The organism is Peribacillus sp. B65, from assembly GCF_058513295.1.
Genome location: NZ_CP195840.1, coordinates 87,500 through 110,776, shown reverse-complemented (window position 1 = coordinate 110,776; position 23,277 = coordinate 87,500). Strand labels below are relative to the sequence as shown.

Here is a 23,277-nt window from a genome sequence, read left to right as displayed (position 1 = left end):
TTAGGAGGTGAATATATGAATTCTGCCATTAATTCTTTACTTCCCTTGGCATCATTAAGTCTAAAGGTACCAATTAAGCCAAATCAGCAAACTAATTCAGGGTTTGGATCAGTCCTTCAATCAGCGATAGTGGCAGAACCTCCCATTCCATCGGATATAGGCGGCAACCCTGAAGGACGAATGTCTGAAATAAACGATTTGCTTGGTTTTTTGAAGCTTGAAAGGTTAAGTGATACAGGGGAAGAGAGTCCAGCCGTTGACCCTTCAGTAAACAAACAAGACAGCAACCTTATTTTACAGGCCCTAAAAAATATAGTTGGAAATGATGAGGGTGCGCTGGATGATTTCTTTGCGAGCATCGAGGAACTGGATTTAGAACAAGAAGGTGATGACTTCAGCCTGAATCCACAAAGTTTGTTATCAGCCAATGTGATGGAACTGTATACCACCCTGAAAAAAATTACTTTATTGAGCGAAGAAGAATGGCATGACCTACCATTATCTGGTGTGGTGAATCTCTTGAAATTTGTGAAAGTTCAAGATCTTCTCTCGGAGAATAAGCACATGACACAAGATGAAGCGGCCATGCAGAAACAAATGAAACACCTGCTTGAAGGGATAACGGGGAAGCTGGAGAAATGGCTGTCCATTCAACCAAAATCAAAAACAGAACCTGACCAATCCAACACTTTGGAGACAGGGCAAACTAAAGCAATAGAAACATTTAAAAGCGCATTCCCTCATTCATCTGGGAGTGACAAGGTAAATAAAGACGGAGCAGTCGCTAGCATTGTGACTTTGCAAAGCCTGGATAGCGGTAAACATCAAGGGTCTGGTATGCCTTTTTTCATGACAAAGCTGGAGCAATTCGTCTTGGCAGCTCCCAAAGTTGAGCAAACTGCCAGTCAAGGAGAGTTCGTTAAGCAATTTGAAAATATTCTAAGTAAGGCGAACTTTAGCGTAATTAACGGTGTAAATAAACTGTTGATCAGATTGAATCCTGAACATTTAGGGTCCCTAAGAATCGAGCTGATTCAAAAGGATGGTATGCTTTCAGCCAAGATTCTAGCTACTACTGCACAGGCCAAAGATATGCTGGAGAATCAGATTCATGGTTTAAAACAAGCGTTTAGCGGACAAAACATTCAAATTGAAAGAATTGAAATATCACAGACCTTCAATGCTTTTTCTGAGAAATTCAGCCAGAAAGATGCGGATGAACATAATGAACAACAGGAGAGTAAGGAAGAAAGCAATGATGAGACGGAAAGCGAATTTACGGGATCCCTTGCCGATGCTTTGTTAAATCTGGAAGTGTGGGTGAAAAAATGACGACCATCGATACGTCACTATTATTATCAAAATCTCAAACTGAAAACAGAAAAACCGGGGATGCATTGGGAAAAGATGATTTCTTGAAATTGCTGCTTACCCAGCTTCAAAACCAAGATCCGTCAAGCCCGATGGACAATACGGAATTCATCGCCCAAATGGCCACTTTTTCTTCTCTGGAACAGATGATGAATATGGGAGCCCAAATGGAAGAAATAATCGGGATCAATCAACAAAATAGTTTAATGAACTATAACTCTTTTGTCGGAAAGGAAGTCACTTGGCATAAACTGGATGAAGGCGATGATGACCTTGCGATAGAAGAAGGAACAGGCATGGTTAAATCGATCCAATATAAGGGTGATGGCGTTTATTTTCTTTTAGAAGATGGCACAAAGCTTGAACCCGCAAATATCTCGGCAATGAAACAAACAAGTTCCACGTCGAATAGCTTGACGGCGGCAAGTGAATTAATAGGCAAGCGCGTTTCCTGGATGGATGAAAAAAATGGAGAGACATCAGCTGTAGTAATCTCGGTATCCATGAGTAATGGCAAACTGCAAATTGAAGTGGATGATGAAAACAAAACCAAGTTATCATCAGAGCAATTGATAAAAATCGCTGAAGCTTAAGGGGCGGGAATATGAATAAACTTGGTTTTCAAGCAAATTCCTCTCAGCTGATGCCACAAAGAAAATTGCCGTTAAGGCAAAGGCGGATGATCCAGCAAGGCTTCCAACAGCATTTTCAAGCTGCTGTCTGCACAAAATCAAAAATTGACCATCAGTAAACATGCTCAATTTCGGATGAGTCAAAGGAGAAATAGCGTCATAAACCTGGGACAAATAGCTCTTAAAGCCAATGAGGCCAAAAAAATGGGTGTAAACGAATCTCTTATCATTACAAAGAATGCGGCACTGATAGTAAGCCCGAAAAACAATATGGTCATCACAGTCATGAACAGGGAAGAAGCAACATCACAAATTTTCACGAACATCAACGGAACCATAATTTTAGATAAATAGGCTGGACCTGAAAGAGAAAGCCTGGACTGTGGAATGACGGAAGCAGTCTATATATGAAAGGGGAGCTTTACCATGCTTCGTTCAATGTATTCGGGAATAAGCGGATTAAAAAACTTACAAACAAAATTGGATGTTATCGGTAATAACGTCGCCAATGTCAATACATATGGTTTCAAAAAAAGCCGTGTGACATTCAGTGATGCAATGAACCAAACGGTATCTGGTGCAAGTGCAGCAACAGCCAATAAAGGAGGAACCAATTCTAAACAAATTGGATTGGGCTCCACGATTGCTACAATTGATACGATCCATACACAGTCAAGCCTGCAAACCACTGGCCGCGATCTTGATTTAGGAATATCCGGTGATGGCTATTTCGTCGTCAAGCAAGGCGATTCTCTTTCATATACACGTGCAGGAAACTTTTATCTGGATGATAATGGTACCCTTGTCAACGCGAATGGTTTGAAAGTGCAGGCTTACAAGGTTGATGAAAACGGGAAACGATCAAAAACGATTGGCGATGTTGCTGTTAACGTCAATGCGATTTTACCTGCCATTACCTCCACTAAAATATCAGTAAGTGGAAATCTAGCTGCTGACGCAATTGATGGTACCGTATTTAGCCAGCAAATGAAAGTTGTGGATGACAAGGGTAAAGAACAAACGGCAACTATCTTTTTCCAAAAAAACGGTGATGATAAATGGGAGGTTTTTGATGAAGAACCTGCTCCTTTGGGGGATACATCAGCAACTAAACCAAAACCGTTCACTACGGTAAATTTCGACGCTAATGGGTTGATAGTGGCAGCAGATAAAACCCAGGCAGGTCAAACCATAAACATTTCAAGCGGCAAAGAGGATGACTCGGATACTGCAGTCGATGAAAGCGTACAAAAAGTTAATTTGGATTTTGATTTCTCGAATCTTACTCAAGTTAAAGGTTCCACCACTGCTCTTGTAAATCCGAATGGTAATAAAGAAGGTAAACTGGAAAGTTTTAATATTGGTTCATCAGGGGAAATAAATGGCGTTTATTCCAACGGTCTGATCACTACCTTAGGCCAACTTGCCGTCGCCAAGTTTTCCAATGCATCTGGCTTGACGAAAACCGGTGGCAATACTTTTCAGGAATCAATAAATTCAGGTACCGCAAATATCAATATCGCAGGTGAGGGGCGCGGTGTGATTGCATCAGGTTCTTTGGAAATGTCCAATGTGGATTTATCCGAAGAGTTTACTGAAATGATCGTTGCTCAACGTGGTTTCCAGTCAAATTCGAGGATCATCACGACGTCGGATGAAATTCTACAGGAATTGGTTAACTTAAAACGATAGGTTAAGGGAGGGAGGAGCCAGGTGCTTTTTGCCCTAGCTCCTAAATATCATTATCAAAGTCACAAGGCTCAATGGAAAATGCTTTTATATCAATGCATTGTACATAGACACAGTCGAGTCATTGCCAGATACGACCATTACCTTTACAAATGGTAAGAAAATCGTTGTGCTAGAGAAGGAAGAGGAACTGGTTGAAGGTATTATACAATTTTATCGTACTGTTAATATTCTCGGTTTTCGTAAGGATGTGGAGGAAAGTTCATGAAAAAAAATCTATTGACCATTATGTTGATTATACTCGTGGCTATAACGCTTGTTGGTGTCATAGCGGTCGTAGTTGTGACAAAGTTATCTGAGCCCACATCTGCCGAAGATAAACCTAGCATTGACGAAATTATCAAATCATCAGTTGAGATTCCTGAAATTACTACGAATCTTGCCGGCAATGATTATATCAAAATCTCATTTACGGTCCAAACAGAAAATAAAAAAGCAAAAGAAGAGTTGGAAAAAAGAAATTTTCAAGTGAAAAATATCATCATTACCGAACTATCAGAAATGAAAGCGGAAGAGTTAACCGGTAAAAAAGGCAAGGAAAAGCTTCAAGAAGCGTTAAAGACTAGAATGAATGAATTAATGGAAGAAGGAAAAGTTGAAAAGGTTTATATAACCTCCTCGATTCTGCAATAAGAACATCCTTGCTTCATTAAATTAATAAGGAGAAGCTTTGGAGGTGAGTGTTAATGTCCGGGGAAATATTATCGCAAAATGAAATCGATGCTTTGTTATCGGCCATTTCCACAGGTGAAATGGATGCAGATGATTTAAAAAAAGAAGAAGTAGAAAAAAGAGTGAAAGTATACGACTTTAAAAGGGCGCTTCGGTTTTCTAAGGATCAAATCCGGAGTTTGACCAGGATACACGAGAACTTTGCAAGGCTGCTGACCACATACTTTTCTGCTCAGCTTAGAACATATGTCCAAATATCCGTTGCTTCGGCAGATCAAATACCTTACGAAGAGTTTATCCGATCGATTCCTAAAATGACCATCATGAATGTTTTTGAGGTGCCGCCCTTGGATGGCCGGATCATTCTTGAGGTCAACCCGAATATCGCTTATTCCATGATGGATCGCGTTTTGGGCGGGCGGGGCATAAGCGAGAATAAGGTGGATAGTTTAACGGAAATAGAAACGAAGATCATGTCGAATTTATTCGAGAAAGCTTTTGAAAATTTACAGGAGGCTTGGGGAACGATTGTTGAAATCGAGCCGGTGATGACAGAGTTCGAGGTGAATCCACAATTTTTACAACTGGTTTCACCCAACGATACTGTTGTGGTCATTTCCTTGAATACACAAATCGGCGAAACGAGTGGAATGATTAATGTTTGCATTCCTCACGTCGTATTGGAACCGATCATACCAAAGTTATCCGCTCATTATTGGATGGAAAATTCCCAAAAGGAAAAAATCCCGGAGGAAATCATGATTTTGGAAAAGCGTATCCGAAACGCAGATCTTCCCATTATTTCCGAACTTGGTTCCACGGACATCACCATCGAGGATTTTTTGCTGCTTGATGTTGGCGATGTCATCGATTTAAATAAGGCAATCGATGAACCTTTGACGATTACCATTGGAGGGATTCCAAAATACAGCGGGCAGCCAGGAAAAGTAGGAAAAAAACATGCTATCCAGATTCTTGATATTTTGAAAGGGGGAGACGAGGATGGTAAGTGATGGAATGCTTTCGCAAGACGAGATAGATGCCCTTTTAAAAGGTACAAGTGATATAGAAGATGAGGTGTTCCCTCTCTCGATTGACGATTATTTATCGATGATGGAACTCGACGCCCTCGGTGAAATCGGTAATATCTCCTTCGGAAGTTCGGCCACTGCCCTATCCACTTTGTTGAATCAGAAAGTGGATATCACCACTCCGACGGTTACATTGATTGAAAGGGGACAGATCGCGGAAGAATTCCCGCATCCGTATGTAGCGATACAAGTGCAATATACAGAAGGTTTTTCAGGTATAAATATGCTGGTCATCAAGCAGAGCGATGCTGCTATCATTGCGGATTTGATGCTTGGGGGAGATGGGGAGAATCCTTCTGACCTGCTTGGGGAAATTCAATTGAGTGCTGTTCAGGAAGCCATGAACCAAATGATGGGTTCTGCTGCGACTTCCATGTCGACCATTTTCAGTAAAAAAGTGGATATTTCTCCACCTAGCATAGATTTACTTAACTTTTTAAATGGTGAAGGTGAAAATGCGATACCGGACGAGGATTTATTTGCAAAAATCTCATTCCGTCTCCGTGTCGGCAGCTTAATTGATTCCAGTATCATGCAATTGCTGCCTTTAGAGTTTGCTAAAGGGTTAGTTTCCGAATTATTAAATGGAACGGGCGAAAGCGATCCTGCCGAGATGACAACGCAAAAAGTACTAAGTGAACCAGTAACAAACATTCCAACTCAGGAGCGGGCACCATTACAGGACAGCCGGTCTGATCGATCGGCAAATGAAACTTATGGACAAGGCGATCACCAAACCCAACCTATGAACCAAATACCGAATGTACCACAACATTTTGGTGTTTCATCCGTACCAACAGGACAGCCGGTAAATGTTCAGCCTGCCAGTTTCACCAGTTTTCAGCCTTATCAGCTTCAGGAGTCTGAAACGAAAAATCTCAGCATGCTGATGGATATCCCTTTGCAGGTAACTGTGGAGCTTGGAAGAACGAAACGCTCCGTCAAGGATATTTTGGAGCTGTCCTCCGGATCGATCATCGAATTGGATAAATTAGCGGGAGAGCCAGTGGATATCCTGGTAAACAGCCGCTTGATAGCAAAAGGCGAGGTAGTGGTTATTGATGAAAACTTTGGAGTGCGTGTTACGGATATCATGAGTCAGAGTGACCGATTAAATAAAATAAGATAATTTGGGGGACGAAAATTATGGCTAATAGAATTTTAATTGTGGACGATGCAGCATTTATGAGAATGATGATTAAGGATATCCTTTCAAAAAATGGCTTTGAAATAGTCGGGGAAGCAGCAGATGGCGCCCAAGCGGTGGAAAAATATAAAGAAACTCATCCGGATCTTGTAACGATGGATATTACCATGCCTGAAATGGATGGAATTACAGCATTAAAGGAAATTAAAAAGGTAAATCCTCAAGCTAAAGTCATCATGTGTTCAGCGATGGGACAGCAAGCAATGGTCATTGATGCAATCCAGGCGGGTGCAAAGGACTTTATCGTGAAGCCATTCCAGGCAGACCGTGTTTTGGAAGCCATAAATAAAGCATTAAGTTAAGAGGGTGTCTTCATATTGTTTTTAATTAAAAAATGGCTTCAGGTCTCACTGATGATAGCAGTATTCTTCTCTGGGGCGATACAGGCCCATGCGGAAGATCTTGAAAAAACAGTGAAGGATGTTTATGAACAGCCAGATGATTTAAAGGTGGATAAAGGTGAATCAAAAGGCTCGAAATCTATCAAACAGACAACGAATCCTGACAAAGTGGGGATAACCGTTTGGGAGTTTCTGAGGATGATATTTGCTACTATTTTTGTAGTGGCCCTTCTATATATCCTATTAAAGTTCATCAATAAAAAAAGTAAATCGTATCAAAAGGCAAATTCAGTGGAGAATTTAGGCGGTACGGGCCTTGGCGCAAATCGTTCTGTCCAGCTTGTTAAAGTCGGCGGGAGAATATTGGTGATCGGGGTCGGTGAAAATATTCAGCTCTTGAAAGAAATAGATGATCCAGAGGAATATGAACAGCTTTTGAAAGATCACAACGATAAGATCGATCAAATGATCCAGCCAGGGGAACTTGCAATGAAGTTAAAAAATAATTGGTTGAAGAAAAGCGGATCCGAAACCGCCAGTTTCTCTGCAGAGTTCAAAAATCAACTTGATCAATTGTCTGCTAGCAGGAAAAAGCTGTTAAAGGAGCTTGATAGGAAAGGAAGAGACAATGAATGAATGAGTTCATGGAGTTTTTTAATAACAGTGATCCCACTAATGTCTCTACTTCCGTCAAACTTGTTCTACTGATGACTGTCTTATCGCTGGCTCCAAGCATATTGATCCTGATGACCTGTTTTACTAGAATCATCATTGTCCTGAGCTTTGTGAGAACATCGCTAGCTACACAGCAGATGCCGCCGAATCAGGTGTTGATCGGCCTGGCACTTTTCATGACATTTTTCATAATGGCACCGACTTTTCAGGAAGTGAATGAAAAGGCATTAACCCCGTTATTTAATGAAGAGATAGATTTAGAAGAAGCATATGTACAGGCCTCGATACCATTTAAGGAATTCATGAGTGCCCATACAAGACAGAAGGACCTTGAGCTATTCTTGGAATATGCCAAGGTGGATAAGCCTGAAACGATACAGGACATTCCCTTGACGGCCTTTGTACCTGCTTTTGCAATCAGTGAAATCAAAACAGCTTTTCAAATAGGTTTCATGATTTTCATTCCCTTTTTGGTTATTGATATGGTCATTGCAAGTGTCCTGATGTCGATGGGGATGATGATGTTGCCGCCAGTCATGATTTCCCTGCCATTTAAAATCCTCCTTTTCATTCTTGTAGACGGATGGTATTTAGTGGTGAAGTCTTTATTACAGAGTTTTTAAGCAGGTGAGAAAAAATGAGTGCAGATTTTGTTATTGATATAGCAGAAAAAGGAATTTATATGGTATTGATTATCGCTGGCCCATTGATGGTAATCGCTCTTATTGTAGGACTATTAGTAAGCATCTTTCAGGCAACTACACAGATTCAGGAACAAACCTTGGCATTTGTTCCGAAAATCGTCGCAGTCTTATTGGGACTCATTTTATTGGCTCCATGGATGTTGAGCCACCTATTATCATATGCAAATGAAATATTCGGTAATCTGAATCGATTTGTAGGGTAGGGCATGGAAGAATTATTTCCGCACTTTCCCGCCTTTTTATTAATTGTGGTACGGGTCACTACGTTTTTCGTGGCCATGCCGATTTTTTCGTACCGTTCTATACCGGTACAACATCGGGTCGGGCTTGGAATCTTCCTTGCCTGGATCATGTACTACACCATTGATGCTCCGGTTCTGGAATTGGATGTCACATTTTATTTATTGATCATGAAGGAAGCGCTTGTTGGCCTTTTCATTGGGTTTGCAGCGTATATGATTTTATCGGCCGTTCAAATGGCTGGCGGATTGATTGATTTTCAAATGGGTTTTTCAATAGCGAATGTCATCGATCCCCAAACGGGGGCACAAAGCCCGTTGATGGGACAATATCTTTATACAATCGCTCTATTATTCCTATTGAGTACTAATGGCCATCATTTGCTTTTGGATGGAATTTTTTATAGTTATCAATTCATCCCGATTGACCAATTATTTGTACCATTCGGAGATCATGCGCTGATAGAATACTTGGCCAAAGCTTTCAGCAAAGCTTTCATGATTGCTTTTCAAATGTCCATACCTGTGGTGGGAAGTATTTTCTTAGTGGATGTCACGTTAGGGATACTTGCCAGGACAGTTCCTCAATTAAATGTATTCGTTGTTGGGATTCCAGTGAAAATCATTGCCGGCTTAGCGGTTATCATACTGGTAATGGGGATGATGATGACGGTTGTCACCCAACTCTTCAATTTCTTGCTTTTGACGATGCGTCACCTAATGCAGTTGATTGGAGGCGCTTGATATGGTGAGGTTTCAGCTGGATTTGCAGTTTTTCGCTGGTGAAAAGACCGAAAAGGCGACTCCCAAAAAACGTCAGGATTCGAAGAAAAAAGGTCAGGTGGCAAAGAGTCAGGATGTAAATACCTCTGTGAATTTAATTGCCGTGTTTTCTGTGTTATTGCTTATGGGACCGTACATGTTTAATCATTTGCTCGGTCTTACGAAAGAATATCTGCAACATTTTACCTTGGCTGGATTCAGTGAGGAGAATATGCAAATTATCATGATAGAGGTTTTAAAGGAGATGGGCCTTATCCTAGGACCCGTTTTTGCAGCAGCGATAGTCGCTGGGATATTGGCTAATGTCATGCAAGTCGGGTTTCTGTTTTCGACTGAATCCATACAGTTCAAACTTGATAAATTGGATCCCATTAAAGGATTCAAACGTATTTTTTCAATGAGGGCCATTGTTGAGTTATTGAAATCCATTCTTAAAATATCATTTGTTGGTTTGGTTGCCTTTTATGTACTATGGCAGCGCATGGACGAGATTATGATTTTATCACAGATTTCTGTGGAAGAAGCGATGGCAACATTGGCGGATATTACGATTAAAGTAGGATTTTATGCTGCCGTGGCTTTATTGTTCATTGCTCTATTAGACTATTTGTATCAAAAATATGACTTTGAAAAAAACATCCGGATGTCCAAACAGGATATTAAGGATGAATATAAAAATTCCGAAGGGGACCCGCTCATCAAATCCAAGATAAAGCAAAAGCAGAGGCAGATGGCCGCTCAAAGAATGATGCAGGAAATTCCCAATGCGGATGTCGTCATCACTAACCCGACGCATTTTGCTATTGCTTTAAAATATGATGAAGAAAAAGCTGAGGCTCCGTATGTAGTGGCAAAGGGCGTTGATTTTGTTGCCCAGAAAATTAAATTCATTGCCAAAGAAAATGATGTGATCATGGTGGAAAATCGGCCTTTGGCGAGGTCTTTATATGATCAAGCTGAATTAGGCCAAGCGATACCTGAAGAGTTCTTTAAGGCGGTCGCTGAAATACTGGCCTTTGTATATAAAACCAAAGGTAAACTGTAAAGAAGTAATAGGGTAACCCGCTAGTTAGGAGAGAAAAAACATGCGAGCAAGAGATTTAGTTGTTATATCGAGCGTCATCATGATCGTTGCCATGTTGGTCATTCCATTGCCAACATGGTTGTTAAGTATTTTACTCCTTTTAAATATCTCTCTTGCGCTGCTGGTTCTATTGACTACGATGAATATGAAAGAACCTCTCGAATTTTCAATCTTTCCTTCCTTGCTCCTTTTACTGACATTGTTCAGGCTGGGGTTGAATGTTTCGACGACTCGTGCCATTTTGACCTATGGTGATGCTGGGGGAGTTGTAGAAACCTTTGGGTCGTTTGTAGTCGGCGGTAACGTGCTTGTAGGATTAGTTGTATTCATCATTTTGGTCATCATCAATTTCATCGTCATCACGAAAGGTTCCGAACGGGTCTCGGAGGTAGCGGCAAGGTTTACGCTGGATGCGATGCCAGGGAAACAGATGGCCATCGATGCAGATTTAAATGCTGGGATGATCTCCGAAAACGAAGCACGTGCCAGAAGGGAAAAAATTAGTAACGAAGCAGACTTTTATGGATCCATGGATGGGGCTAGTAAGTTTGTTAAAGGGGACGCCATAGCGGGCATCATCATTGTCATCATTAACTTGATTTTCGGTATGATCATTGGCGTCATGCAATTGGACATGAGCTTTGGAGAAGCAGCCGTCCATTTTTCCATGTTATCGGTTGGTGACGGAATCGTGAGTCAGGTACCAGCTTTATTGATTTCTACAGCTACGGGAATTGTCGTAACCCGGGCAGCCTCGAATGGAAACCTCGGAGCGGATATTGTTGAACAGTTATTTCAATTTCCCAAAATGCTTTACCTAACAGCAGCAACCATTTTCCTTTTAGGGTTATTCACTCCCATTTCCGACTTGTTCACCATTCCGATCGCTGCTTTATTAGTCGTTGGAGGGTATACAATTTCAAGGATACCGAAGCAGGACGAAAGTGAAATACAAGAAATGGAGGAAGTGCTGGAAACCGATGAAATGAAAAGCCCAGAAAGCGTCGTTAACCTTTTAAGTGTCGACCCGATCGAATTTGAGTTTGGATATGGACTGATTCCGCTTGCGGATGCCAATCAAGGGGGAGACCTACTGGACCGGGTCGTCATGATCCGCCGGCAGCTTGCAATTGAGTTGGGACTCGTGATCCCTGTCGTCAGAATACGTGATAATATTCAGTTGAATCCTAATGAGTATCGGCTGAAGATTAAGGGAAGTGTCATGGCAAAGGGGGAATTGCTCCTAAATCATTTCTTGGCCATGAGTCCAGGGATGGAAGATGATTCAATAGAAGGAATCGATACGATAGAACCGTCTTTCGGTTTACCGGCCAAGTGGATTACGGATGATATGAAAGAACATGCCGAGATTCTGGGTTATACAGTTGTGGACCCGCCAAGTGTTGTATCCACCCACTTGACGGAAGTCATAAAGTCCAATGCGCAGGAATTATTGGGCAGGCAGGAAACGAAACAATTGATCGATCATCTTCACGAATCGGCACCTATACTAGTAGAGGAGGTCACTCCGAATCCCTTATCTATAGGAGATGTACAAAAGGTATTGGCAAAATTATTGAAGGAAAAGGTTTCGATAAGGAATTTACCGATCATTTTCGAAACGCTTGCTGATTATGGCAAGTTATCGACTGACACAGATTTGCTTACTGAATATGTAAGGCAGAACTTAGCGAGACAAATAACAAATTCTTTTATTGCGGATGAAAATAGAATTAAAGTCATAACATTATCGGGGAAAGTTGAAAAGACCATCGCTGATGGTGTACAGCAAACTGAACATGGTAATTTTTTATCATTGGATCCAACTCTATCGCAATCCATATTGGAGGCAGTTGCAGCCAAATTGGAAGAGCTGACCCTAATGGATCACCAACCGATCCTACTCTGCTCTCCAGCAGTAAGGATGTATGCCCGGCAATTAACTGAACGTTATTTTCCTAATGTACCGATTCTTTCATACAATGAACTCGAATCGAATGTGGAAGTACAAAGTGTAGGGGTGGTGAATATCGATTGAAGGTAAAGAAATATTTGGCGCCATCAATGAACGAGGCAATGAAGCGAATAAGGACGGAACTAGGCAGTGATGCAGTAATCTTAAGTTCGAAGGCTGTATATAATGGTGGTTTCTTAGGATTATTCAAAAAGAGGAATATTGAAGTCATTGCAGCCATAGACCCTGTGTCCCAGCCTATCCAAGCCGTAACCAAGCAAAAATCGAAGAAGTTGCCATCAAAGCTGGAAATGGCAAGTCATGCCCCTGAACCTAATGAAGGGAATGGGGAAAGTGCTGACTTATTAAAAGAAATCGAAGGTTTGAAAGATATGATAAAGAGTTTGCAAATCTATTCAACTGATAAAAAATATCCGGGGAAGCTGGAGAAAATCCACGAATACCTAACCGAGCAGGAAATGGATATATCACTTCGGTCCCAAATCATGGATGAATTGCTTGAAAAATGGTTCGTTTTTAAACAGCAATCCACTGATGAAGAGGTTCAAGTTTGGTTGGAAGAAGCCATGCTCGGGATTTTAGAAGAAGTTGGAAACGGAAAACCCGGGCTGCAAAAAAAATATATTAATATTGTTGGCCCAACAGGTGTGGGAAAGACAACGACCTTAGCAAAAGTAGCTGCGGAAACCATGTTAAAGCATGATAAAAAGGTGGCCTTCATTACGACGGATACGTACAGGATTGCTGCAATAGATCAACTTAAGACATATGCCAAGATTTTAAACGTTCCGATTGAAGTCGCTTATAATTTGGAAGACTTCAAAAGGGCTGCTGAACGCTTCTCCCATTATGATTTTGTTTTTATTGATACGGCCGGAAGGAATTTCCGTAACCCGCAATATGTCAAGGATCTTAATGAAATCATCCATTTTACAGATGAGATGGAAACCTATTTAGTATTGTCATTGACCTCTAAACAAAAGGATATGGAAGATATTTATCGACAGTTTGCTGCCATACCTATTAAACAGGTCATTTTTACAAAAGCGGACGAAACCTCCACTTTCGGGCAAATATTCAATTTTATACATACTCATAAATTAGGAGCCGCCTATATAACAGATGGACAAAATGTGCCAGACGATATTGAAATAGCTACATCTTCACAGCTATTGAAAATGGCTATTGGGGCTAATAAATATGAAAGATCAAGCTGAGAATTTACGAAGAAGATTGGAAGCCCGCCAAAATCGATCAATGGCCAAAACGATTGCCGTTTTAAGCGGGAAAGGTGGAGTGGGAAAATCAAACTTTTCCTTGAATTTTTCGATTGCCTTATCCCAAAGAGGCAAAAAAGTACTGTTGTTCGACATGGATATCGGTATGGGGAATATTGATATTTTGATCGGGGAACAATCTCCCTGCAGCATAATTGATTTTTTTGAAAACGATTGTAGTTTGAAGGATATCATCATGGCAGGACCGGGAAACATTTCAATCATTACAGGTGGAACGGGGTTGACGGCTCTCTTTTCACTTGATGAGGAAAAATATACCCGGTTTAATGAGGAGTTCGGTTTATTGTTGGCGAATTACGATTATATCTTATTTGATATGGGTGCTGGCATCACTCAGGATTCCATGAAATTCCTGTTATGTGTGGATGAATTAGTCGTTATAACGACACCTGAACCCACTTCTATCATGGATGCATATTCCGCAATGAAATATATCCATTCAGTAAATAAAGAGATATCATTGTTCCTGGTTTGCAATCGGGTTTTCACGAGTAAGGACGGCAAAGATACGATTAAGCGGCTCCAAAATGCATTAGTGGAATTTTTGGGATTGGAAACTGTAGCTCTTGGGTACTTGCCAGATGATAGAACCGTACCCAATTCTGTTAACAAACAAATGCCCTTTCTTCTTTTCGATTCTGAAGCCGATGTATCCAAAGCCATTATGGACATTGCTTCGAGATATGCAAATCATTCATTTGGGGAAGAATTGACTTTGCAAAAAAGCCATTTCCTCCAAAATATGAAGAGATATTTTTTTGGAAAGTAGGTCTCCTTATATGAGTAAAGTAAAAGTGCTGATAGTGGACGATTCTGCGTTTATGAGAAAGTTAATTTCAGAGTTTTTAGCGGAAGATAGCAGGATGGAAGTCATCGGGACTGCGAGGAATGGTAGAGATGCCATAGACAAAATAAAGGCTTTAAAACCCGATGTCGTGACTTTGGATGTGGAAATGCCTATTATGGACGGATTGGAAGCATTAAGCCGGATCATGAATGAATGTCCAACTGCTGTTGTCATGTTATCAAGCACAACGAAAAAGGGAACGGAAAATACATTTGCCGCCATGAACAGTGGAGCCTTTGACTTTGTGGCTAAACCCTCTGGTGCCATTTCATTGGATTTACATAAAATCAAGAAAGAACTCCATGAAAAAGTTATGGCTGCCAGCAGGGCAAATGTTCACAAACTAGAAAAAAATGCGATGAATATTGAAAGAAGCCCATCCGTTTGGGAAAAATATAGTAAAATAGATTCAAAAGAATCGTCAAAAATTAAAAAAAATCAAAAAAAATGGTCCTATGGGTACAAAAAAATAATAGTCATTGGTACATCAACAGGAGGGCCGAGAGCTCTGCAGACCGTCTTGGCAGGACTCCCGGAAGAAGTTGATGCTCCCATACTCATTGTCCAGCATATGCCCCCCGGTTTCACAAAATCCTTGGCAACACGCCTGAATTCATTGTGCAAGATTAAAGTGAAGGAAGCTGAAGAGGGGGAACTGATTCAAAAAGGTGTCGCCTATATCGCACCGGGAGGTTTTCACTTGAAAGTGAGGAAAGTCGGAATGAGCTGGGCAATCCTTTTGGATCAATCCGAATTGCGTAATGGACATCGCCCGTCGGTTGATGTGCTATTTGAATCGGTAAGTGAAATGAATGATTCTGCGAAAATAGCCGTTATCATGACCGGGATGGGAATGGACGGGTCGATGGGACTCATGAAGCTTAAACAGGAGGGTCCTTTAAAAGCGATAGCCGAATCACAGGAGACATCAATCGTTTTTGGTATGCCTAAGGCGGCAATCAATACCAAGTTAATAGATAGCATAGAGGATGTAGAAAAAATAGCTAAAGCGATAATGAGCTATTGTTAACACGTGGAGGTGTGAGATTGTATGGATATGAATCAGTATTTAGAGGTTTTTATAGAAGAAAGTAAAGAACATCTTCAAACGTGCAGCGAACAGTTGCTGGTACTCGAAAAGAACCCGGAAGACCTCTCAATCGTAAACGAAATCTTTCGTTCCGCCCATACCTTAAAAGGGATGTCGGCGACTATGGGGTATGAGGATTTAACCAATTTAACCCATAAAATGGAGAATGTGTTGGATGCAATCCGAAATAGTCAAATCGCCCTCTCTCCAGAATTATTTGATGTGATATTTTTAGCGGTTGATGATTTAGAAGCGATGGTCATGTCCATTGCAGAAGGTGGAGATGGAAAAAGAAATGTGGAAGAGGTTGTCCATCAGCTGGAAGTGATTGAAAAAGGGGAGTCGCCCGTTTCTTCCACCATTGCAGAGATTGCAGCAGCTTCTGCCGTCCTTGAAAAAGAGGAAATGACTGTGGGAGAGTACGATGAATTTGAATGGACAGTGCTTAAGCAGTCCAAAGATCAAGGCTTCAACAGCTTCGAAATCTCGATAGGGTTGCGAGAGAACTGTCTTTTAAAAGCTGCCCGGGTGTTTATGGTTTTCGAGGTGCTTGAAAAGTCAGGTGAAGTAATCAAGTCACACCCACCGGTCGAACTTTTGGAAGAAGAACAATTCGATCAGCAATTTACGGTCACGATGGTAACAACAGAATCGAGTGATGAGATAAAGGAAAAAATCATGAAGGTTTCCGAAGTGGATCAAGTTGTGGTAAATGCCCTTGATCTTGAGGGCTTGAGGCATGCAGCCAATTCTATAGAGGATCAAGTTGCTGAAGTACCGGAACAAGCGACAATTAAAGCCGTGCTTCCAACTGATAATGATGATAAGAAAAAACAGGCACTCGTTAAGCCGGCATCAAGCAAGACCATTCGGGTGAACATTGAGCGGCTTGATATATTAATGAACCTATTCGAGGAACTAGTAATCGATAGAGGCAGACTTGACCAAATTTCCAGTGATTTGAATAATCAAGAATTGCATGAAACAGTAGAAAGAATGTCCCGTATAACAAGTGATTTACAAACAATCGTTTTGAATATGCGGATGGTGCCCGTTGAAACTGTATTCAATCGTTTTCCTAAAATGGTTCGTCAATTAGCAAGGGATTTAAACAAGAAAGTCAATTTGGAAATCAACGGTGCAGAAACGGAACTTGACCGTACAGTCATTGATGAAATCGGTGATCCTCTCGTCCATTTATTAAGAAACGCCATGGATCATGGAATTGAAACACCTGAAGAACGTTTGGCGAAAGGAAAGAAAGAAGAAGGTAAAATCCTGTTAAAAGCCTACCACGGCGGCAATCATGTTTTCATTGAAATTGAGGATGACGGTGCAGGAATCAATAAAGATCGAGTCTTGAACAAGGCGCTCTCCAATGGGATTTTAACCAAGGAAGCTGCCGACACCCTAACGGATAAGCAAATCTATGAATTGATATTCGCTTCTGGTTTCTCAACAGCGGAAACCATTTCAGATGTATCGGGGCGCGGTGTTGGACTGGATGTGGTTAAAAATACTATTGAGTCTCTCGGTGGATCTGTCACGATCGATTCCAAAGAGAATGATGGATCCATCTTCCTTATTCAGCTTCCGCTTACATTGTCCATTATCTCTGTCATGCTGGTTGCAATCCAAAACGAAAAATATGCCATACCTCTTTCTTCGATAATAGAAACAGCGATCATAAAAAAAGCAGATATCTTGAATGCCCATAATCAACAGGTTATTGACTTCAGGGGAAAGATTCTGCCGCTTCTGTTCTTGAAAGATATATTTGAAGTGCCAATCAGTCTGGAAGAAGAAGAGTCCCTCTCTGTGGTCATTGTAAGAAAAGGTGATAAATTAGCCGGATTAGTCGTTGATTCATTCATCGGGCAGCTGGAAATCGTTCTGAAATCACTAGGTAATTATTTAAATAGCGCTTTTGCAATATCGGGGGCAACGATCCTTGGTGATGGTCAAGTTGCTTTAATTATAGATTGCAACACATTGATTCATTGAATGATAGATAAGCGGGGCAGGGGAATGGGACGTTGGTTCAACCGTTTCGATTCAAGTTTTCGTTAAGACTGCACAACAATCAGGAGTTTATTAAAAGGAGGGGAATAGATGTCGGAGGATATGAAAGTAATCGTATTTCAAATTAAAGATAAAGAATATGCAATACCAGTGGATAAAGTCAGCGGTATCGAAAAGATTCTGCATATTACCAGAGTTCCAAAGGCTGTAAAGTTTGTTAAGGGAGTCATAAATCTAAGGGGTGTAATCACTCCAATTATTGATTTGCGGGTGCGTTTTGGTTTCGAAGAGATGGAATACGATGAATCAACAAGGATTATCATCGTCATTCTGGATGATATGGAAGTTGGGTTAATAGTGGACTCTGCCAATGATGTTTTGGATATTCCAGTGGAGAGTATCGAACCTCAGCCTGAAGTTGTGGGACATTTGGCTTCAGAATACATTAGCGGAGTGGCTAAAATTGACAAGCGACTGCTCGTCCTAATCAATTTGGAGAAGGCTCTAAGTCTGGAAATGACTGAAAATATATTAAGAGAAGGATAATCATATGTCGTTCATTGAGAAAATCAACCCTATTCAACTCGATATTTTGAAGGAAATCGGCAATATAGGTGCAGGGAACGCAGCAACTGCGTTTTCTGCCATCCTTAATAGGAAAATTGATATGAATGTTCCTAATGTCCGAATCGTTTCCTTTGATGAAATGATGGAAATGGCTGGCGGGGCCGATCAAGTCGTTGCCAGCGTTTTCCTTAGAATAGAAGGTGATGCTTCAGGGAGTATGTTTTTTATCCTTTCGCTTCCTGTAGCCCAATACTTGATTCGTAAGATGACTGGTGATGAGACCTTTTTGATGGAATCCGCACCCCATACTGAATTGGCGCTTTCTTGCCTTCAGGAATTAGGGAATATCTTATCGGGATCCTACCTCTCTTCTCTTTCTGATTTCACCCGATTGAATATCTATCCATCCGTTCCATCCTTGAGCATCGATATGGTAGGGGCAACGATCAGTTACGGATTATTGGAATTATCAAAAGTAAGTGACGCAGCCATCGTCATTGATACTGTGCTTGAAAAAGACCAGCTTTTCGCTGAATCCATTAATGGTCATTTCTTTTTATTACCTGATCCCGAATTTTTTGATATCATTTTTTCCGCTTTAGGAGTGTCCACCTAATGACTGAATTGTTAAAGGTCCAGGTTGTTAAGGTTGGAATAGCGGATATGAATATTATAAAACCTCCCTATACGATTCGCACTTCCGGGCTGGGGTCGTGTGTTGGAGTTGTGATTTATGATGAGAAAAAAGAGATTGCGGGTTTGGCACATATTATGCTGCCTGACTCTTCATTAGCTAAATCGGGGCCGATCAACGTTGCCAAATTTGCAGATACGGCGATAAAGGAATTGGTGCAGCTCTTAGTAAAAGAAGGCGCAAGAATGCCATTCCTAAAAGCGAAGTTGGCTGGCGGAGCACAAATGTTCCAATTTGCCTCCGGAGGGGATTTAATGAGAATAGGACCACGGAATGTGGAAGCTGTCCGAAAGGTGTTATCTGACTTGCGCATTAGAGTCGTCGCTGAAGATGTTGGCGGGAATAGCGGAAGAACGATTGATTTCAATTTAAGTGATTGTTTGCTAAATATACGGACCGTTACAAAAGGGACTAAAAACATATAGGATCGGATTTGGCTTTTGAAAAACCAAAAATATGACAGGTACACTTGCAATCGAATTATTATTGCATTTATGGCTTTAGGGGTCGTATCGATCACAAATCGTATAACAATGTTAGGAGGATGTCCAATGTCTCATCTGACCATCGAAGAAGAGCAGTTATGTTGGAAGAATTGGGTGGATCGCAGAGATCCGCTAGCCGGGGACATTTTGGTGAAGAAATACATACCTCTCGTATCGTATCATGTTCAACGTATTTCAGTAAGTCTTCCTAAAAATGTGAGCCGGGATGATATAAGGAGTTTAGGAATGATGGGGTTATTCGATGCCCTGGAACGTTTTGACACGAAGCGTGACCTGAAGTTTGACACATATGCATCATTTAGAATACGTGGTGCTATTTTAGATGGATTAAGAAAAGAGGATTGGCTTCCGCGGAGCGCAAGAGATAAAGCCAAGAAAATTGAAGCTGCAATAGAAAAGCTGGAGCAGCAATACATGAGGAACCTTTCGCCAAACGAGATTGCCGCTGAATTGAATATTCCGGAAGATGAAGTATATGCTGCATTAAATGAGAACTTCTTTGCCAATGTACTATCAATGGATGAAAATCCCCAAGAAGACGATAAAGAAAGCGCGAATTTTCATATTAAAGATGAAAAGGCGGATTTACCCGAGGAACATGTGTTAAGGGATGAACTGTATGTTGAATTGGCCAAAGTCATAGAAACCCTTAATGAAAAAGAACAGTTGGTTTTACAGCTTTTTTATAAAGAAGAACTAACATTGACCGAAATCGGGCAAGTGATGAGCCTATCTACGTCCCGGATATCCCAAATTCATTCAAAAGCGATATATAAATTAAGAAACACGATGCAAGATCAAAAAAATTAATCATGATAGTTTAATGAAGAGAGCTACGGAGTTTGGGAAGCATAAAATCCCAATTGAACGAAGAAGCCCCCTGCAAGCTTGAAAGAATTGATAAGGGTACCCGCATCAATAAATGCTTCGAAATCACAGAATGCACGAACTGTACTTAGTCAATAAGAGCAAAACAACAGATTGACTATTCCGGTTAATTAGGAGGCAACATGACAGCATTTTTTATATTTCTGTTGTTTGTATTAAACATATTCACCATTTTCGCCATCATCGTTTTATATCTTCGGCAAAATCGTTTAAGTAAGTTGGAAAAAGACCAAAAAGCCATCATTGGAGAAATGGAACAACTTTTGTCTGGTTATTTAATGGAGATGAAAGAGGATAATGAGGCATTGGTAAAGGCATTCACCAATTCGGTGGCAATGAATCACGAGCATGGTCAAAAAGGTCAAGTACATGGCTCGATCAAAGAAACAAAGGAAGATAAAGAAGAAAAACAGGAACAAAACATGCTGCTAGAGTATAAAGAGGGAAGCCGTGCCGGTGCTAAAAAGCAGGCAATCAACGCCTATAAAATTATGCCTGAAAAAAATGAAACCAATGCTTTACCAGTAAAAGTCGAGGACAAATTGGAGCTTTCATCGGCAGTCGCTTCTCCAAAAAACGAAGGGAAGCCGGCTGGCATGGAATTTTCGGACATGCTGCAGGCTTCGTTAAATGAACGATCATTAAATGCAAAAGTGGATATGTTAGCGGATCAAGGACATTCAGTAGAGGAAATCGCCAAAAAGTTAGGTTGCGGTCAAACCGAGATAGAGCTATTACTAAAGTTTCGCATGAATAGATAAAGTTATCTCTTGATTGTGCAGAGCCATTATGATATATTATGAAATGGTGTTAATACACACGCCCCGTGATTCTTGCAGATGGTGCTGTTATGACAGTTTCTGTATGAAAATGATCGGTGCGGAGGAAAAACAAAACCATTTAGGAGGAACTAAAATGTCAGTCATTTCTATGAAACAATTGCTTGAAGCTGGTGTACATTTCGGACACCAAACACGTCGCTGGAACCCAAAAATGAAGAAATATATCTTCACTGAGCGTAACGGCATCTACATCATCGACCTTCAAAAAACAGTTAAAAAGGTTGAAGAAGCTTATAACTTCGTGAAAGAACTAGCTGCTAACGGTGGTACTGTTCTTTTCGTTGGAACTAAAAAACAAGCTCAAGAATCTGTTAAAGAAGAAGCTATCCGTTCTGGTATGTACTATGTAAACCAACGTTGGTTAGGTGGAACTTTAACAAACTTTGAAACAATCCAAAAACGTATCGCTCGTCTTAAAGATATCGAAAAAATGGAAGAAAACGGAACTTTCGAAGTACTTCCTAAAAAAGAAGTTATCCAACTTAAAAAAGAATGGGATCGCTTAGAGAAATTCTTAGGCGGTATTAAAGATATGAAGACTCTTCCAGATGCGATCTTCGTTATCGACCCTCGCAAAGAGCGTATCGCTGTTGCGGAAGCACACAAATTACACATTCCACTTGTTGGTATCGTTGATACAAACTGTGATCCGGATGAAATCGATGTAGTTATTCCTGCGAATGACGATGCAATCCGTGCTGTTAAATTATTAACAGGTAAAATGGCAGATGCTATCTTAGAAGCTAAACAAGGCGAAGAAACAGCAACTGAAACAACTACTGCTTAATAAGTAAAAAAGGTTGCTTATTCAGTAAGAAAAAAGGTGATAAGAGGATAATGCCTTTTATCCCTTTTTTTTGCACTAAATAAGCATACATAAAATCACTGTACGTAATGACTTTTTAAAAAGGTATGGGCGATTTTTCAGGGATGAAAATGTTCCGTCATATTGACTGAGTAAGTGGATGTTTTTTCAGAAATATTGTCAAGACTCGTTATTTTGTTTGATGATAACAAGTATTTTTTGGCAATAATGGGTAAAGATTGAATAAACTGCATTTAATTTGAGGAGGATATATATTATGGCAATCACTGCACAATTAGTTAAAGAATTGCGTGAAAAAACTGGTGCCGGTATGATGGACTGTAAAAAGGCACTTGTACAAACAGAAGGCGATATGGAAAAGGCAATCGATTTCCTACGTGAAAAAGGAATTGCAAAAGCTGCTAATAAAGGCGACCGTATTGCTGCTGAAGGTCTAACTTCAATCGTTGTGGAAGGAAACCAAGCGGTAATCCTTGAAGTGAACTCAGAAACTGATTTCGTTGCTAAAAACGAAGGATTCCAAACTCTTGTTAAAGAATTGGCTGGATTCCTTCTTGCTAACAAACCTGAAAGCGTTGAAGCGGCTCTTGAGCAAACAATGGAAAATGGAGTAAAAGTAGCAGATCATATCAATGCTGCAGTTGCTAAAATTGGGGAAAAATTAACTCTACGCCGTTTCCAAGTTGTTTCTAAAACAGATAACGACGCATTTGGTGCATACCTTCACATGGGTGGACGTATCAGCGTACTATCAGTTCTTGAAGGTACAACTGACGAAGAGGCAGCTAAAGGCGTTTCAATGCATATCGCTGCAATCAACCCTAAATATATTTCTCGCGACCAAGTAGATGCTAGCGAATTAGAACGCGAACGCGAAGTTCTTACTCAACAAGCGCTTAATGAAGGCAAACCTGAAAAAATCGTTGCAAAAATGGTTGAAGGACGTATCAATAAATTCTACGAAGAAATCTGCGTAAACGAACAAGCTTTCGTTAAGAACCCAGATCAAAAAGTGGGACAATTCGTTGAATCAAAAGGCGGAAAAATCCTATCATTCGTTCGTTATGAAGTAGGGGAAGGTCTTGAAAAACGTCAAGAAAACTTTGCTGAAGAAGTAATGAACCAAGTTAAAAAAGACTAATTGTCAGATAATTAATAATGGGGAACACTCTGG

27 protein-coding genes are annotated in these 23,277 nt (G+C 40.6%); all 27 read left to right on the top strand.

Translation table 11 applies throughout. The features are described 5' to 3' along the window. Window positions 1-15: 15 nt before the first annotated feature. Window positions 16-1,332 carry a flagellar hook-length control protein FliK gene (locus ACSR9O_RS00520; protein ID WP_491723789.1) on the top strand — a complete coding sequence of 439 codons (1,317 nt, stop codon included), beginning with the start codon at window positions 16-18 and terminating at the stop codon, window positions 1,330-1,332. Next, on the top strand, window positions 1,329-1,964 hold the full coding sequence (gene flgD / locus ACSR9O_RS00515; protein WP_101224649.1) for a flagellar hook assembly protein FlgD: 636 nt from the start codon (window positions 1,329-1,331) through the stop codon (window positions 1,962-1,964). The genes ACSR9O_RS00520 and flgD overlap by 4 nt, the downstream gene beginning before the upstream one ends. A gap of 11 nt (window positions 1,965-1,975) precedes the next feature. Next, the gene (locus tag ACSR9O_RS00510; RefSeq protein ID WP_260357081.1) at window positions 1,976-2,122 is read left to right on the top strand and encodes a hypothetical protein; all 147 of its coding nucleotides are present in this window, start codon (window positions 1,976-1,978) and stop codon (window positions 2,120-2,122) included. Window positions 2,123-2,207: 85 nt separating this feature from the next. Beyond that, the gene (locus ACSR9O_RS00505; RefSeq protein ID WP_230177497.1) at window positions 2,208-2,357 is read left to right on the top strand and encodes a hypothetical protein; all 150 of its coding nucleotides are present in this window, start codon (window positions 2,208-2,210) and stop codon (window positions 2,355-2,357) included. A gap of 72 nt (window positions 2,358-2,429) precedes the next feature. Further along, on the top strand, window positions 2,430-3,695 hold the full coding sequence (locus tag ACSR9O_RS00500) for a flagellar hook protein FlgE (RefSeq protein WP_491723788.1): 1,266 nt from the start codon (window positions 2,430-2,432) through the stop codon (window positions 3,693-3,695). A 46-nt stretch (window positions 3,696-3,741) separates the two neighbouring features. After that, complete coding sequence (locus ACSR9O_RS00495; RefSeq protein ID WP_459735540.1) at window positions 3,742-3,960, top strand: flagellar FlbD family protein; 219 nt, start codon at window positions 3,742-3,744, stop codon at window positions 3,958-3,960. Further along, the gene (gene fliL / locus ACSR9O_RS00490) at window positions 3,957-4,385 is read left to right on the top strand and encodes a flagellar basal body-associated protein FliL (RefSeq protein ID WP_101224653.1); all 429 of its coding nucleotides are present in this window, start codon (window positions 3,957-3,959) and stop codon (window positions 4,383-4,385) included. The genes ACSR9O_RS00495 and fliL overlap by 4 nt, the downstream gene beginning before the upstream one ends. Window positions 4,386-4,438: 53 nt before the next feature. Beyond that, window positions 4,439-5,437 carry a flagellar motor switch protein FliM gene (fliM, locus tag ACSR9O_RS00485; RefSeq protein ID WP_260357085.1) on the top strand — a complete coding sequence of 333 codons (999 nt, stop codon included), beginning with the start codon at window positions 4,439-4,441 and terminating at the stop codon, window positions 5,435-5,437. After that, entirely contained in the window at window positions 5,427-6,644 is a 1,218-nt protein-coding gene (fliY, locus tag ACSR9O_RS00480; protein ID WP_491723787.1) for a flagellar motor switch phosphatase FliY, read from the top strand. Before fliM ends, fliY begins: the two co-directional genes overlap by 11 nt. A 17-nt stretch (window positions 6,645-6,661) precedes the next feature. Then, window positions 6,662-7,024: a chemotaxis protein CheY gene (gene cheY / locus ACSR9O_RS00475; RefSeq protein ID WP_063231856.1), complete on the top strand. Its 363-nt coding sequence runs from the start codon at window positions 6,662-6,664 to the stop codon at window positions 7,022-7,024. Window positions 7,025-7,039: 15 nt separating this feature from the next. After that, complete coding sequence (locus ACSR9O_RS00470) at window positions 7,040-7,699, top strand: flagellar biosynthetic protein FliO (RefSeq protein WP_491723786.1); 660 nt, start codon at window positions 7,040-7,042, stop codon at window positions 7,697-7,699. Continuing rightward, the gene (gene fliP, locus ACSR9O_RS00465; RefSeq protein ID WP_101224657.1) at window positions 7,696-8,361 is read left to right on the top strand and encodes a flagellar type III secretion system pore protein FliP; all 666 of its coding nucleotides are present in this window, start codon (window positions 7,696-7,698) and stop codon (window positions 8,359-8,361) included. The genes ACSR9O_RS00470 and fliP overlap by 4 nt, the downstream gene beginning before the upstream one ends. Window positions 8,362-8,375: 14 nt before the next feature. Further along, window positions 8,376-8,645 (top strand): flagellar biosynthesis protein FliQ, encoded by a 270-nt coding sequence (fliQ, locus tag ACSR9O_RS00460; RefSeq protein ID WP_101224658.1) that lies wholly within the window; start codon window positions 8,376-8,378, stop codon window positions 8,643-8,645. Between the two features lie 3 nt (window positions 8,646-8,648). Further along, the gene (gene fliR / locus ACSR9O_RS00455; protein ID WP_491723785.1) at window positions 8,649-9,425 is read left to right on the top strand and encodes a flagellar biosynthetic protein FliR; all 777 of its coding nucleotides are present in this window, start codon (window positions 8,649-8,651) and stop codon (window positions 9,423-9,425) included. A gap of 4 nt (window positions 9,426-9,429) precedes the next feature. Beyond that, window positions 9,430-10,509: a flagellar biosynthesis protein FlhB gene (flhB, locus tag ACSR9O_RS00450; RefSeq protein ID WP_491725431.1), complete on the top strand. Its 1,080-nt coding sequence runs from the start codon at window positions 9,430-9,432 to the stop codon at window positions 10,507-10,509. A 40-nt stretch (window positions 10,510-10,549) separates the two neighbouring features. Continuing rightward, the gene (gene flhA, locus ACSR9O_RS00445; RefSeq protein ID WP_491723784.1) at window positions 10,550-12,586 is read left to right on the top strand and encodes a flagellar biosynthesis protein FlhA; all 2,037 of its coding nucleotides are present in this window, start codon (window positions 10,550-10,552) and stop codon (window positions 12,584-12,586) included. Then, a complete protein-coding gene (flhF, locus tag ACSR9O_RS00440; protein ID WP_491723783.1) occupies window positions 12,583-13,740 on the top strand; it encodes a flagellar biosynthesis GTPase FlhF in 1,158 nt (385 codons plus the stop codon). The genes flhA and flhF overlap by 4 nt, the downstream gene beginning before the upstream one ends. Beyond that, complete coding sequence (locus ACSR9O_RS00435) at window positions 13,724-14,590, top strand: MinD/ParA family protein (protein WP_491723782.1); 867 nt, start codon at window positions 13,724-13,726, stop codon at window positions 14,588-14,590. Before flhF ends, ACSR9O_RS00435 begins: the two co-directional genes overlap by 17 nt. Before the next feature lie 10 nt (window positions 14,591-14,600). Then, window positions 14,601-15,698, top strand: coding sequence for a protein-glutamate methylesterase/protein-glutamine glutaminase (locus tag ACSR9O_RS00430; RefSeq protein WP_101224742.1), 1,098 nt, complete (start codon window positions 14,601-14,603; stop codon window positions 15,696-15,698). Window positions 15,699-15,719: 21 nt separating this feature from the next. After that, a complete protein-coding gene (locus ACSR9O_RS00425; protein ID WP_491723781.1) occupies window positions 15,720-17,762 on the top strand; it encodes a chemotaxis protein CheW in 2,043 nt (680 codons plus the stop codon). A gap of 108 nt (window positions 17,763-17,870) precedes the next feature. After that, on the top strand, window positions 17,871-18,326 hold the full coding sequence (locus ACSR9O_RS00420; protein WP_434169085.1) for a chemotaxis protein CheW: 456 nt from the start codon (window positions 17,871-17,873) through the stop codon (window positions 18,324-18,326). A 4-nt stretch (window positions 18,327-18,330) separates the two neighbouring features. Next, the gene (locus tag ACSR9O_RS00415) at window positions 18,331-18,963 is read left to right on the top strand and encodes a chemotaxis protein CheC (RefSeq protein ID WP_459735494.1); all 633 of its coding nucleotides are present in this window, start codon (window positions 18,331-18,333) and stop codon (window positions 18,961-18,963) included. Beyond that, window positions 18,963-19,466: a chemotaxis protein CheD gene (locus ACSR9O_RS00410; RefSeq protein WP_101224667.1), complete on the top strand. Its 504-nt coding sequence runs from the start codon at window positions 18,963-18,965 to the stop codon at window positions 19,464-19,466. Before ACSR9O_RS00415 ends, ACSR9O_RS00410 begins: the two co-directional genes overlap by 1 nt. A gap of 126 nt (window positions 19,467-19,592) precedes the next feature. Further along, a complete protein-coding gene (locus ACSR9O_RS00405; RefSeq protein WP_101224668.1) occupies window positions 19,593-20,357 on the top strand; it encodes a FliA/WhiG family RNA polymerase sigma factor in 765 nt (254 codons plus the stop codon). Window positions 20,358-20,557: 200 nt separating this feature from the next. After that, window positions 20,558-21,196, top strand: a complete 639-nt coding sequence (locus ACSR9O_RS00400; protein WP_101224669.1) for a DUF6115 domain-containing protein — start codon at window positions 20,558-20,560, stop codon at window positions 21,194-21,196. A gap of 154 nt (window positions 21,197-21,350) precedes the next feature. Beyond that, the gene (rpsB, locus tag ACSR9O_RS00395) at window positions 21,351-22,064 is read left to right on the top strand and encodes a 30S ribosomal protein S2 (RefSeq protein WP_034313644.1); all 714 of its coding nucleotides are present in this window, start codon (window positions 21,351-21,353) and stop codon (window positions 22,062-22,064) included. A 295-nt stretch (window positions 22,065-22,359) separates the two neighbouring features. Next, window positions 22,360-23,244 (top strand): translation elongation factor Ts, encoded by an 885-nt coding sequence (gene tsf, locus ACSR9O_RS00390; RefSeq protein ID WP_101224670.1) that lies wholly within the window; start codon window positions 22,360-22,362, stop codon window positions 23,242-23,244. Window positions 23,245-23,277: the final 33 nt, after the last annotated feature.